The following is a 12,041-nucleotide window of genomic DNA, read 5'->3' on the forward strand; positions in this document are numbered from 1 at the left end:
GAAGGACGCTCACGTGGCGATGCGCGGCCTGCCGGATCCAGCGATCAGGGCGGCGTCGCGGCGCCTCATCCGCCGGGGCCAGGCCCTGGCAGTTCCCGCCGCCCGGCCTTGCCGCTCCCGTCCCCGCAAGGGACCCGGGCGCGGCACGGCGGGCGGCGGGGCGTTTCCGCGTGGGCTTCGGCCTTTGTTCGGGTAAATGGATTACTCCCCTCCGCCGCTCTTCAAGCAAGGCACCTCGGCTGTCGCCAGGCTGGTCCTGTACGTGGGTATCGCGCTGGCGCTGCTGGTGGTCGATGCCCGTTTCGACGCGCTCAGCGTGGGCCGGCAGGTTGCCGCCACCGTGCTGATGCCGGTCGAACGCCTGGTGCTGACGCCGCGCGACGCGCTGCGCACGATGTTCGACTATGCGCAGTCGTCGGCGATGCTCGCCACCGAAAACCGCGAACTGCGCCAGAACGCCGTGCAGCAGGCCCAGGCCTCGGTGCGCCAGGCGCAGCTGGAGTCCGAGAACAACCAGCTGCGCAAGCTGCTCGGGCTGGCGCAGCAGTCGGCCACGCCGGTAACGGCCGCCGAGATCCTGTATGACGCGCGCGATCCCTACACCCAGCGCATCGTGATCGACAAGGGTAGCCAGCACGGCCTGCGCGCCGGCTACCCGGTGATCGACGAGCGCGGCGTGGTGGGGCAGGTCACGCGCGTGTCGCCGTTCCAGTCCGAGGTGACGCTGCTCACCGACAAGGACCAGGCCATCCCCGTGCAGGTGGTGCGCAACGGGCTGCGCAGCGTGGCCTTCGGCGGCGCGCGCGCGGGCCAGCTGGACCTGCGCTTCATGGCCGCCGCCGCCGACCTGCAGCAGGGCGACCTGCTGGTGACCTCGGGCCTGGACGGCACCTACCCGCCGGGCCTGCCGGTGGCAAAGATCGTCCATATCGAGCGCAAGGCCGATACCGCGTTCTCGCGCGTGTACTGCGAGCCGGTGGCCGGCGTGCGCGCGCACCGCCTGCTGCTGGTGGTGCGCTACGACGCGGCCATTCCCGCGCGGGAAACGGTCGAGGCCAAGCCGGAGGCGCCGGTCAAGGGCGCCAAGTCCGCTGCGGCACGCGCTGCCGCCGATAGCGCAGCGGCTGCCAAGGCCGCGCCCGCCAAGGAGGCACCACGGTGACCAATCCCCAATACCTGCTGCGGCCGGTCAATCCCGCCTTTATCGCCTTCAGCTTCGTGCTGGCGTTCCTGTTCAACCTGATGCCCTGGGGCACCACGCTGTGGGTCCCCGACATGGTGGCGCTGGTGCTGGTGTTCTGGAACATCCACCAGCCGCGCAAGGTGGGCATGGGCGTGGCCTTCCTGCTGGGCCTGCTGATGGACGTGCACGATGCCCGGCTGCTGGGCGAGCACGCGCTGGCCTACACCCTGCTGGCCTACTTCGCCATCACCATCCACCGCCGCGTGCTGTGGTTCACCGTCTATACCCAGGCGCTGCACGTGCTGCCGCTGCTGTTCATCGTGCACGCGGTGCCGGTGCTGATCCGGCTGGCCATGGGCGCGCCGCTGCCGGGCTGGCATCTGCTGCTGGCACCGGCGATCGAGGCGCTGCTGTGGCCGCTGGCCACCAGCCTGCTGCTGGCGCCGCAGCGCCGTTCGAGCGATGTCGACGAGACCCGTCCGATCTGACGCCGCACGCACCTGACCGCACCTAAACGCTCATCCCTGGCCAACGCAGTACCATGACCGAAATCCGCAACGTCGAACTGGAAATCGGCCGCTTCCGCATCCGCGTGGCGGCCGCGGCCCTGTTCACGGTGATCTGCTTTGGCCTGCTGTTCACGCGCTTCCTGTGGCTGCAGTGGTACAAGCATGACCAGTACTCGGCCAAGGCCGAGGACAACCGCATCTCGGTGGCGCCGATCGAGCCCAACCGCGGCATCATCATGGACCGCAACGGGATCGTGCTGGCGCGCAATTATTCCGCCTACACGCTGGAGATCACGCCGTCCAAGCTGGGCGATACGCTGGACAACACCATCGAAGGCCTGTCGGCGCTGGTGGATATCCAGCCGCGCGACCGGCGCCGCTTCAAGCGGCTGATGGAAGAGTCGCGCAGCTTTGAAAGCCTGCCGATCCGCAGCCAGCTGAGCGACGAGGAAGTGGCGCGCTTCTCAGCGCAGCGCTTCCGCTTCCCGGGCGTGGATGTGCGCGCGCGGCTGTTCCGGCAGTACCCGCTGGGCGAGTCGGCTTCGCACGTGATCGGCTACCTGGGCCGCATCTCGCAGCGCGACCAGGAACGCATCGAGGCCATGGACGAGGCCAACGATGCCGACGGCGCCAAATACGATCCGCGCAAGGACGCCGACAACTACAAGGGCACCAACTACATCGGCAAGATCGGCCTGGAGCAGAGCTACGAGAGCGAGCTGCACGGCCTGACCGGCTTCGAGGAAGTGGAAGTGAGCGCGGGCGGGCGCCCCATCCGCACGCTGTCGACCTCACCCGCCACGCCTGGCAACAACCTGATCCTGTCGCTGGACATCCGCCTGCAGCAGCTGGCCGAGGCGCTCTACGGCAACCGCCGCGGCGCACTGGTGGCGATCGAGCCGTCCACCGGCGACATCCTGGCCTTTGTCTCCAAGCCGACCTACGACCCCAACCTGTTCGTCGAAGGCATCGACACCAATACCTGGAACGAGCTCAACAACTCGCCCGACAAGCCACTGCTGAACCGCCCGCTGCGCGGCACCTACCCGCCGGGCTCGACCTACAAGCCGTTCATGGCGCTGGCCGCGCTGACCACCGGCAAGCGCACCGCGGCCTGGGGCATGTCCGACCCCGGCTTCTTCACGCTGGGCAACCATACCTTCCGTGACGACAAGCCGGGCGGCCATGGCTGGGTCGACATGCACAGCTCGATCGTGCACTCGTGCGACACCTACTACTACGCGCTGGCGCGCGACATGGGCGTCAACGGCATCCATGACTTCATGAAGCCGCTGGGCTTCGGCCAGATCACGGGCATCGACATCGAGGGCGAAAGCCGCGGCATCCTGCCGTCCACCGACTGGAAGCGCCGCGCCTACCGCAAGCCCGAGCAGCAGAGGTGGTACGACGGCGAGACCATCTCGCTGGGCATCGGCCAGGGCTACAACAGCTTCACCATCCTGCAGCTGGCGCAGGCCACCTCGGTCATCGTCAACGACGGCAAGGTGATGAAGCCCCACCTGGTCAAGGCCGTGGAGGACGCGGTCACGCGCAAGCGCACGCTGACCGTGCCCAAGGAAAGCTACACGATCCCGCTCAAGCAGGCCGACATCAACGTGATCAAGCGCGCCATGGTGGCGGTGACGCATTCCGGCACGGCCGCGCGCGTGTTCGCCGGCGCCGCCTATGAATCGGCGGGCAAGACCGGCACGGCGCAGACCTACAGCCTGGCCAAGGGCGAGAAGTACAACCACCATGCGCTCGAAGAGCGCAAGCGCGACCACTCGCTGTACACGGCCTTCGCGCCCGCGGACAACCCCAGGATCGCGATTGCGCTGATCGTCGAGAACGCCGGCTTCGGTGCGGCGGTGGCCGCGCCGATCGCGCGCAAGGTGATGGATTACTACCTGACCGGCAAATGGCCGGCGGAGCTGGAGGCGATCGCGCCGCCGGAAGCCGAGCGCATGGCGGGCCGCCCGCCGGTGGCTACGCCGAGCGTGTTCACCACCGGCCAGACCGCCAGCATTGCCAGCGCCACGGTGATGTCGAGCGGCAGCGCACCGGCCAGCGGCGCGGCCGCCAGCGCGGTCGCCGCGGCGTCGGGCGCGCGTGCCGGGGCGTCTGACGCGATCGCGGCGGCGCTGGACCCGGCCGCGATCGCACCGGCCTCGGCCGTGCAGACGCTGGATGAACGCATGCTGCAGGCGCTGGGCCACAGCAAGCCGAAGGTGCCGCCGCCGGCTTCCGCGCCGGTCGTGCCGGCCAAGGCGCCCGCGCCCAAACCACGCGTCAAGCCCGTGGCTGCCAAGGCAGCCAGCGGTGCCGACGCCACTCGCTGAAGGAGACGCGCATGGATCGACGCCGCGTCCTGTCCCTGATCAAGACCGCGCTGACCGGTTTTGACAAACCACTCTCGCTGATCGTCTTCCTGCTGTTCGCCACCGGCATCGTGGCGCTGTACTCGGCCGCCATTGACATGCCGGGCCGGGTCGAGGACCAGCTGCGCAATATCCTGCTGTCTTATGTGGTGATGATCGTGATCGCCTACCTGCCCACGCAGACGCTGATGCGGGTGGCGGTGCCGATCTACACGGTCGGGGTGGCGCTGCTGATCGCGGTGGCCATGTTCGGCCTGATCCGCAAGGGCGCGCGCCGCTGGCTCTATGTCGGCATGGTGATCCAGCCGTCCGAGATCATGAAGATCTCGATGCCGCTGATGCTGGCCTGGTATTTCCAGAAGCGCGAGGGCGTGATCAGGTGGTTCGACTTCGTGGTGGCGCTGGGGCTGCTGCTGATCCCGGTCGGCCTGATCGCCAAGCAGCCTGACCTGGGCACGGCACTGCTGGTGATGGCCGCGGGCGTGTACGTGATCTACTTCGCCGGCCTGTCGTGGCGGCTGATCCTGCCGCTGCTGGGGCTGCTGGTGGTAGCGATCACGCTGCTGATCACGTTCCAGAACGATATGTGCGCGCCGGGCGTGAACTGGCCGGTGCTGCACGACTACCAGCAGCACCGCGTCTGCACGCTGCTGGACCCCACCAGCGATCCGCTCGGCAAGGGCTTCCACACGATCCAGTCGATCATTGCCATCGGCTCCGGCGGGGTCGAAGGCAAGGGCTGGCTCAAGGGCACGCAGACGCACCTGGAATTCATCCCGGAAAAGCACACCGACTTTATCTTCGCGGTGTACTCGGAAGAGTTCGGCCTGATCGGCAATGCGGTGCTGCTGGTGCTGTACCTGCTGCTGATCTTCCGCGGCCTGTTTATCGCGGCCAATGCGCCGACGCTGTTCTCGCGGCTGCTGGCGGGATCGATCACGCTGATCTTCTTCACCTATGCCTTCGTCAACATGGGCATGGTCAGCGGCATCCTGCCAGTGGTGGGCGTGCCGCTGCCGCTGATGAGCTATGGCGGCACCGCGCTGGTGACGCTGGGCGCGGGCATCGGCATTCTGATGAGCATTTCGCGGCAGAAGCGGCTGATCCAGACCTAGTGTCCTGTTCTGCAAATACCTTGCCATGAAATTTTGGCAAGTTACTTGCGGAACAGGACACTAGCGCAGCCTGTAAAAAGGGGGCCGCGGCTGTGCCGCCGGTCCCCTTTGCTAAACTGCCACCCACTTTACCTCTACCGGTCCACGCCCCATGAACGCCCAAGACGTTGCCGCCTACCTGCAGAGCCACCCCGAATTCTTCGAAGAACACGCCGAGCTGCTGGCCGCGGTGCAGCTGACCAGCCCGCACAGCCACCGCGCCGTGTCGCTGCAGGAACGCCAGATGGAAATCCTGCGCGAGAAGAACAAGGGCCTGGAGCTGCGCCTGGCGGACCTGGTCCGCCACGGCCATGACAACGACCGCACCCAGCAGCGCATGCATGCCTGGCAGCTGCGCCTGCTGGCCGAGGCCGATTCGCACGCGCTGCCCTATGCGGTGCAGGACGGCCTGCAGCAGGTGTTCGATGTGCCGGCGGTGGCGCTCAGGCTGTGGGATGTGGCCGAGCAATACGTCCATATGGAAGTGGCGCAGGGCGCCAGCGAAGACCTGCGCATCTTTGCCGAAGGCCTGCGTGCGCCGTACTGCGGCAGCAACGGCGGCTTCGAGGCCGCGGGGCTGCTGGAGCGCGACGATATCACCTCGCTGGCGATGGTGACGCTGCGCGTGCCGGTGCGTGCCGGCGATGCCGAGGCCGGTGCCGACGTGCGCGGCGCAGCCTTTGGCCTGCTGGTGCTGGGCTCGCCCGATCCGCGCCGTTTCCACGAAGGCATGGGCACCGCCTACCTGTCGCAGATCGGCGAAGTCGCCGGCGCCGCGCTGCACCGGCTGCGCGACTGAGGCGCGGCGGCCCACGCCTGACGCCATGACTGCACGCCGGCCGCCCCGCAGCGTGGTTGCGGATATCGCTCCTGCCAGCGACGGCCCGCCGCCGGCACCCGAGCCGCTGGTCACGCGCTACCTGGACTGGCTGCGCGGCAGCCGCAAGCTGGCCGAGCACACGCTGACCAGCTACAGCCGCGACCTGCGCGTGCTGCAGGGGCACGCGGCGCGTTATGCGCCCGGCGTGGCCCTGCTGGCACTGCAGACCCACCATATCCGCAACTTTGCCGCGCGGCTGCATGGCGCCGGGCTGGTCGGCACCAGCATCGCGCGCACCTTGTCGGCCTGGCGCGGCTTCTTCCAGTGGGCGGCGCGCCACGGCCATGGCGTCACGGTGAACCCGGTCGACGGCGTGCGCGCGCCGCGCTCTGGCCACGCGCTGCCCAAGGCCCTGTCGGTCGAACATGCGGTGGCACTGGTCGCGCATCCTGCCGGCACGGATGCCCAGGCACTGCGCGACCATGCGGTCCATGAGCTGTTCTATTCAAGCGGGCTGCGGCTGTCCGAGCTGGTGCAGCTGGACCTGCGCTATGCCGATGCCGACGGCTACCGCTCCAGCGGCTGGCTCGACCTGGCCGGGGCGGAAGTCACCGTGACCGGCAAGGGTTCGCGCCAGCGCTCGGTGCCGGTCGGCAGCAAGGCCATCGAGGCGCTGCGCGCCTGGCTGGCGGTGCGCGACACGATGCTGCGCCCCGGCGCCTTGCCGGAAGATGCCCACGCCCTGTTCCTCGGTCCGCGCGGGCGGCGCCTGTCGATGCGCACCGTGCAGTTGCGGCTCAAGCAGCAGGCGCTGCGCGCCGGCGTGCCGGCCGATGTGCATCCGCATATGCTGCGGCATTCGTTTGCCACCCACGTGCTGCAGTCGTCGGGCGACCTGCGCGCGGTGCAGGAGATGCTGGGCCATGCCAGCATCTCGACCACGCAGGTCTATACCGCGCTCGATTTCCAGCATCTGGCGAAGGTCTACGACAAGGCCCATCCGCGGGCCGGCCGGGCGCGCGCCACGCCGGCGGCGGACGCAGCCGCCGATCCTGCTGACTCCGGCGAAGCGCCGGAAGACTAGTTCACTCCCACTGCGCCAGCACCTCGCGGAAGCGCTCGATCTCGGGCAGCAGCCAGCCGCGGAATGCCTGCACCTTGGGCAGGTTCAATGAGCCCGGCGCGCATACGAAGTACAGCAGCCATGGACAGGGGATGCTGACATCGAACAGCCGCACCACGCGCCCGGCCAGCAGGTCGTTGTAGGCCAGCGAGGAGCGGATCAGCGCAATGCCCTGGCCTTCGGACGCGGCCTGCAGCAGCAGCGAGGAATCTTCCAGCAGCAGGCCCTTGCGCGGCTCGGGCCAGCCCAGCCCGGCGGCCTCGAACCACGGCTTCCACGGATCGCCCTCGCCGCGCAGCAGCGGCAGCCCCGCCATGTCCTGCGGCCGCCCGGGCAGGCGGCCGCCATTGAAGCCGGGGCTGCAGACCGGGAAGAAGACATCGTCCAGCAGCCGTTCCACGTACAGGCCGGGATAGTCGCCGCTGCCCATGCGCAGCGCGATATCGACTTCCTCGTGCGCAAAGTTGACCAGCGTGTTCGACGACAGCAGCTCGACATCCAGCTCCGGGTGGCGCTCGATAAAGCTGCCGATGCGCGGCGTCAGCCAGCGCGCGGCAAACGACGGCATGGTGCTGATGGTGAGGCGCTTGTCGCGGTTGCCGGCCTGCAGCGCGCGCGTGGCATCGGCGATCTGCAGCAGCGCGTCACGCACGCGCTCGGCATAGAGGCGCCCCGACGGCGTCAGCGCGACGCGCTTGCCGTGGCGCTCGAACAGCGGCATGCCCAGTTCGTCTTCCAGCGCGCGGATCTGGTGGCTGACCGCGCCGTGCGTGACAAACAGCTCCGTGGCCGCGCGCGAAAAGCTCTCGTGCCGCGCCGCGGCCTCGAAGGCGCGCAGCGCGGTCAGCGCCGGCAGGCGCGGCAGCTCGCGGTGCCAGCCGCGCGGCAGGTCCTTTTCCCAGGCGCTTTTCCAGGCCATGGTGGTCTCCAGGCGGTCGTGTGTATGTGAGTTTGTCTAACAAGAACAAAGAAAATATATCGTTTTGATAGTGGTCGGGCAATCACTAATATTCCATCACCGGCCCCCGCAGTAGTCATTTACTTCACGGCGATATTCATAGGATTTAACTGGCCTGGTCCCCTTGCCGGGCCAGTTCCGGTGCCCCGCCGCGAATTCGTACTGTGTCTGGCGTATCCCCGCCGAGGCCGGCTGAACGGAGAACCACCATGAAAACCGTGCTCACAACGACCGTGTTCACCCTGAATCCTGGCGAAGTCACCACGCTGTCGGTGCATGCTGCCCAGCGCCTGCATGTCGAAGAGGCCCGCGGCACCGACGTATGGCTGACCCGCGAGAACGATTCGGAGGACTACTGGCTGCGTTGTGGCGGCAGCCTGCTGCTGCGCTCCGGTGACGAGGTGGTGCTGAGCGTTGACCCGCGTGCGCCGCAACCAGTGCGCCTCGCCCTGATCGCGGAAGCGCGTCGTCCGGCGCTGGCGCTGGCTGATGTGCCGCACCTGGTGTATCGCAGCCTGCGCCGTCTGGTTCGAGGCACCGAATGGACGCCTAACCAGGACCAGGTCACCGCATCCTGAGCCGAAGCCCGGCGGGGCATCGTCCGCATCACACCGCGGACGCGGGCATCTGCGCCTGGTCTGGTCGCGTGACGCATCGGACGATTCCCGCCGGACCACGCCCTGAGCGGGCAGCAGAAGTGACCGAGGCGGGGCCGGCGCAAGCCGGCCCTTTTCGTTACACTCTCGCCATGCATCCGATTCAAGTCATCGAACGCGGCCGCGAGGACTATCAGCCGTGTTTCGACGCGATGCGCGCCTTCACCGCCGCACGCACGCCCGAGACGCCCGACCAGGTCTGGCTGGTCGAGCATCCGCCGGTCTACACCCTGGGCCAGGCGGGCGACCCCGCGCACCTGCTCGCCCCGGACGACCAGATTCCCGTCGTGCAGATCGATCGTGGCGGGCAGATCACATATCACGGTCCCGGCCAGGTCGTGGCCTATTTGCTGCTCGATCTGCGCCGCCGCCGCCTGATGGTGCGCGAACTCGTGCACGGCATCGAGCAGGCGGTGCTGGACACGCTCGCGGCGTATAATCTCGCAGCCGAACGCAAGCCCGGCGCCCCCGGCATCTATTTGTCCAACGGGCCGCGCCAGGGCGCCAAGATTGCCGCGCTCGGCCTCAAGATCCGCAACGGCTGCAGCTACCACGGCGTCAGCCTCAACGTGCAGATGGACCTGTCGCCGTTCCTGCGCATCAATCCCTGCGGCTATGCCGGGCTGGAAACAGTCGACATGGCCAGCGCGGGCGCCACCTTCGCGGCGGCGGATGCCAACGGCGCCCCCTTGCCCGTGACCGCGGCACAACAACCGGAAATCGCACAGCGCCTGGCGGCAGCATTGTGCGAGGTGCTGGCAGCGCACGAAGCCCGTGCGCTGGCTGCCGAAGGAACTGCCGCCCCGGCTGAAGCGAAGCAGCCGGGTGAGACGGCCCCGGCCTCCTAGTCAAAAGCGAAATGCACGCTGAGCGCGTGCGGAGAAATGTATGAGCGACGCCCTGATCGCCACTTCCAGCGAAGCCCCGCAGTCCCCCGCGGAGCAGTATGACCCGACCCGCAAGCAGAAGTCGGCCGACAAGACCGCACGCATCCCCATCAAGATCGTGCCGGCCGAAAAGCTCAAGAAGCCGGACTGGATCCGCGTCAAGGCCGCCACTGGCAGCTCACGCTTCTACGAGATCAAGGACATCCTGCGTGCCAACAACCTGGTGACGGTGTGCGAGGAAGCGAGCTGCCCCAACATCGGTGAATGCTTTGGCAAGGGCACCGCCACCTTCATGATCATGGGCGACAAGTGCACGCGCCGCTGCCCGTTCTGCGACGTCGGCCACGGCCGTCCCGATCCGCTCGACGTGAACGAGCCGGGCAACCTGGCCCGCACCATCGCCCAGCTCAAGCTGAACTACGTGGTGATCACCAGCGTCGACCGCGACGACCTGCGCGACGGCGGCGCCCAGCACTATGTCGACTGCATCTCGCAGACGCGCGAGCTGTCGCCCGCCACCCGCATCGAAGTGCTGGTGCCCGACTTCCGCGGCCGCCTGGACAAGGCGCTGGACATCCTGCAGGCGTGCCCCCCGGACGTGATGAACCACAACATGGAAACCGTGCCGCGCCTGTACAAGCAGGCCCGCCCGGGCGCGGACTATGAGCACTCGCTCAAGCTGCTGCAGGAATTCAAGCGCCGCAACCCCAACGTGCCGACCAAGTCCGGCCTGATGGTGGGCCTGGGCGAGACCGACGAGGAAATCCTCGAAGTCATGCGCGACATGCGCGCCCACGATATCGACATGCTGACCATCGGCCAGTACCTGGCGCCGTCGAACCACCACCTGCCGGTGCTGCGCTACGTCCATCCCGACACCTTCAAGATGTTCGAGGAAGAGGCTTACAAGATGGGCTTCACCCACGCTGCGGTGGGGGCGATGGTGCGCAGCTCGTACCATGCTGACCAGCAGGCGCATCAGGCGGGGTTTGCCTGAACGACAGCGTTGCACACTGATCGAGCAGAGACGGCCGGGATTTCCCGGCCGTTTTTCTTTGGTGCCCGGCCATGGTGCAGCCGGTCGCAGTGGCCCTTGCGCCCCTAGGGTCAATCCTGACTGTTTCTCCTCGTCTCATTTCGATATGATGAATTCATCGATAAATTATCGATGAAATACAAGCACGTCACATTCCGGCTTGCCTGCCTAAACTGGTAGCAAGTGCGCTACCGGGAATCTCATGAACTGCACCGTCCACCGACTCGCCGAGCAGGCGCTGCTGTACAGCGTGGCTCCCCCCGCCTCGCTGGAAGTCCAGCGCCGGATCTGGGCGATGGCTGCCCGGGCCGAGGACTGGCGCGGGGTGGTGGACGTGGTGCCGGGCATGAACAACCTGACCGTGATCTTCGACGGCAGCGCCGATGTGGACGCGCTGGAGCGCAACCTGAAGCTCGCCTGGGCCTCCGGCGAGGCGCGCAATGCCACCGGCAAGCTGGTGGAGATCCCGGTGCGCTACGGCGGTGAGCATGGCCCGGACCTGGGCGATGTGGCGGCCCATACCGGGCTGACGCCGCGGGAAGTGGTGCGCCGCCACGCTGCCGGCGAGTACGTCGTCTACTTCCTGGGCTTCCAGCCGGGATTTGCCTATATGGGCGGGCTGGCGCCGGAGCTGGCCACGCCGCGCCGGCGTGAGCCGCGGGTGGCGGTGCCGGCCGGGTCGGTCGGCATTGGCGGCGAGCAGACCGGGATCTATCCGGCGGTGCTGCCGGGCGGCTGGCAGCTGATCGGGCGCACCGATGCCGAGCTCTTCGTGGCGGACCGGGATCCGCCGTCCCTGTTTGCGCCCGGCGATACCGTGCGCTTTGTTGCCGAGGAAATCATCGCGTGATCGAAATCATTCGTCCCGGTGCGCTCGCCTCGGTGCAGGACCTGGGCCGTACCGGCTTTCGCCGTTTTGGCGTGGGCCGTTGCGGGGCCATGGACATGCTGGCGGTGGAGGTGGGCAACCGCCTGCTCGGCAATGCGCCGGGCTGCGCCGCCATTGAATTCACGCTGGGCCGCGCCGCGCTGCGCTTCCATGCCGATATGCGCGTGGCGCTGGCTGGTGCCGAATGCGGCGCCAACCTGGACGGCGTGCCGGTGTGGTCGTGGCATGCCTTTGACGTGCACAAGGGCGAGACGCTGACGCTGCCGTCGACGCGCGGCGGCACGCGCGTGTACCTGTGCGTGGCGGGCGGCATCGAGGTCGAGCCGGTGATGGGCTCGCGCAGCACCGACCTGAAGTCAGGCTTTGGCGGGCTGGGCGGGCGCGCGCTGCAGGAAGGCGACCGCCTGGCGGCGGGGCGCCGGGGGCTGGCGGCCGAGACCGACTGGAT

The 12,041-nt window shown here is 67.9% G+C and carries 12 protein-coding genes; 11 read left to right on the plus strand and 1 reads right to left on the minus strand.

The window, feature by feature from the left end; all coding sequences use genetic code 11:
* The first annotated feature begins 196 nt into the window (after nt 1-196).
* The 6 genes from mreC to AC3WON_RS25590 all read left to right on the plus strand — a co-directional run bounded on the left by mreC (nt 197) and on the right by AC3WON_RS25590 (nt 7,128).
* Entirely contained in the window at nt 197-1,162 is a 966-nt protein-coding gene (gene mreC, locus AC3WON_RS25565) for a rod shape-determining protein MreC (protein WP_010811480.1), read from the plus strand.
* Nucleotides 1,159-1,671, plus strand: a complete 513-nt coding sequence (mreD, locus tag AC3WON_RS25570) for a rod shape-determining protein MreD (RefSeq protein WP_492353007.1) — start codon at nt 1,159-1,161, stop codon at nt 1,669-1,671. The genes mreC and mreD overlap by 4 nt, the downstream gene beginning before the upstream one ends.
* A gap of 53 nt (nt 1,672-1,724) precedes the next feature.
* Nucleotides 1,725-4,031 carry a penicillin-binding protein 2 gene (gene mrdA, locus AC3WON_RS25575; protein ID WP_492320796.1) on the plus strand — a complete coding sequence of 769 codons (2,307 nt, stop codon included), beginning with the start codon at nt 1,725-1,727 and terminating at the stop codon, nt 4,029-4,031.
* An 11-nt stretch (nt 4,032-4,042) separates the two neighbouring features.
* Complete coding sequence (rodA, locus tag AC3WON_RS25580) at nt 4,043-5,185, plus strand: rod shape-determining protein RodA (protein WP_492320795.1); 1,143 nt, start codon at nt 4,043-4,045, stop codon at nt 5,183-5,185.
* Nucleotides 5,186-5,336: 151 nt separating this feature from the next.
* Complete coding sequence (locus AC3WON_RS25585; protein ID WP_010811484.1) at nt 5,337-6,023, plus strand: DUF484 family protein; 687 nt, start codon at nt 5,337-5,339, stop codon at nt 6,021-6,023.
* Between the two features lie 25 nt (nt 6,024-6,048).
* Nucleotides 6,049-7,128, plus strand: a complete 1,080-nt coding sequence (locus AC3WON_RS25590; RefSeq protein ID WP_492320794.1) for a tyrosine recombinase XerC — start codon at nt 6,049-6,051, stop codon at nt 7,126-7,128.
* Between the two features lies 1 nt (nt 7,129).
* Here AC3WON_RS25590 and AC3WON_RS25595 read toward each other — a convergent pair whose 3' ends face one another.
* Nucleotides 7,130-8,086 carry a transcriptional regulator GcvA gene (locus tag AC3WON_RS25595; protein ID WP_492320793.1) on the minus strand — a complete coding sequence of 319 codons (957 nt, stop codon included), beginning with the start codon at nt 8,084-8,086 and terminating at the stop codon, nt 7,130-7,132.
* A gap of 248 nt (nt 8,087-8,334) precedes the next feature.
* On the opposite strand from AC3WON_RS25595, the gene AC3WON_RS25600 reads away from it, so the two are divergent.
* The 5 genes from AC3WON_RS25600 to AC3WON_RS25620 form a co-directional block, all read left to right on the plus strand.
* Nucleotides 8,335-8,703, plus strand: coding sequence for a DUF2917 domain-containing protein (locus tag AC3WON_RS25600; RefSeq protein WP_492320792.1), 369 nt, complete (start codon nt 8,335-8,337; stop codon nt 8,701-8,703).
* 170 nt (nt 8,704-8,873) lie between these two features.
* Nucleotides 8,874-9,629: a lipoyl(octanoyl) transferase LipB gene (gene lipB / locus AC3WON_RS25605; protein WP_492320817.1), complete on the plus strand. Its 756-nt coding sequence runs from the start codon at nt 8,874-8,876 to the stop codon at nt 9,627-9,629.
* Between the two features lie 40 nt (nt 9,630-9,669).
* Nucleotides 9,670-10,665 (plus strand): lipoyl synthase, encoded by a 996-nt coding sequence (gene lipA / locus AC3WON_RS25610; RefSeq protein WP_010811489.1) that lies wholly within the window; start codon nt 9,670-9,672, stop codon nt 10,663-10,665.
* A gap of 241 nt (nt 10,666-10,906) precedes the next feature.
* Complete coding sequence (gene pxpB, locus AC3WON_RS25615; RefSeq protein ID WP_010811490.1) at nt 10,907-11,554, plus strand: 5-oxoprolinase subunit PxpB; 648 nt, start codon at nt 10,907-10,909, stop codon at nt 11,552-11,554.
* Nucleotides 11,551-12,041, plus strand: a 491-nt coding sequence (locus tag AC3WON_RS25620; RefSeq protein ID WP_492353008.1) for a 5-oxoprolinase subunit C family protein, incomplete at its 3' end; no start/stop codon positions are given. The genes pxpB and AC3WON_RS25620, both read left to right, overlap by 4 nt.

The organism is Cupriavidus sp. FW305-46 (assembly GCF_058787075.1).

Coding starts and splice junctions, on each gene's coding strand:
- AC3WON_RS25590 (WP_492320794.1), top strand. CDS start 6,049: ATGACTGCACGCCGGCCGCCCCGCAGCGTGGTTGCGGATATCGCTCCT.
- AC3WON_RS25600 (WP_492320792.1), top strand. CDS start 8,335: ATGAAAACCGTGCTCACAACGACCGTGTTCACCCTGAATCCTGGCGAA.
- rodA (WP_492320795.1), top strand. CDS start 4,043: ATGGATCGACGCCGCGTCCTGTCCCTGATCAAGACCGCGCTGACCGGT.
- pxpB (WP_010811490.1), top strand. CDS start 10,907: ATGAACTGCACCGTCCACCGACTCGCCGAGCAGGCGCTGCTGTACAGC.
- lipA (WP_010811489.1), top strand. CDS start 9,670: ATGAGCGACGCCCTGATCGCCACTTCCAGCGAAGCCCCGCAGTCCCCC.
- lipB (WP_492320817.1), top strand. CDS start 8,874: ATGCATCCGATTCAAGTCATCGAACGCGGCCGCGAGGACTATCAGCCG.
- AC3WON_RS25595 (WP_492320793.1), bottom strand. CDS start 8,086: ATGGCCTGGAAAAGCGCCTGGGAAAAGGACCTGCCGCGCGGCTGGCAC.
- AC3WON_RS25585 (WP_010811484.1), top strand. CDS start 5,337: ATGAACGCCCAAGACGTTGCCGCCTACCTGCAGAGCCACCCCGAATTC.
- mreC (WP_010811480.1), top strand. CDS start 197: ATGGATTACTCCCCTCCGCCGCTCTTCAAGCAAGGCACCTCGGCTGTC.
- mrdA (WP_492320796.1), top strand. CDS start 1,725: ATGACCGAAATCCGCAACGTCGAACTGGAAATCGGCCGCTTCCGCATC.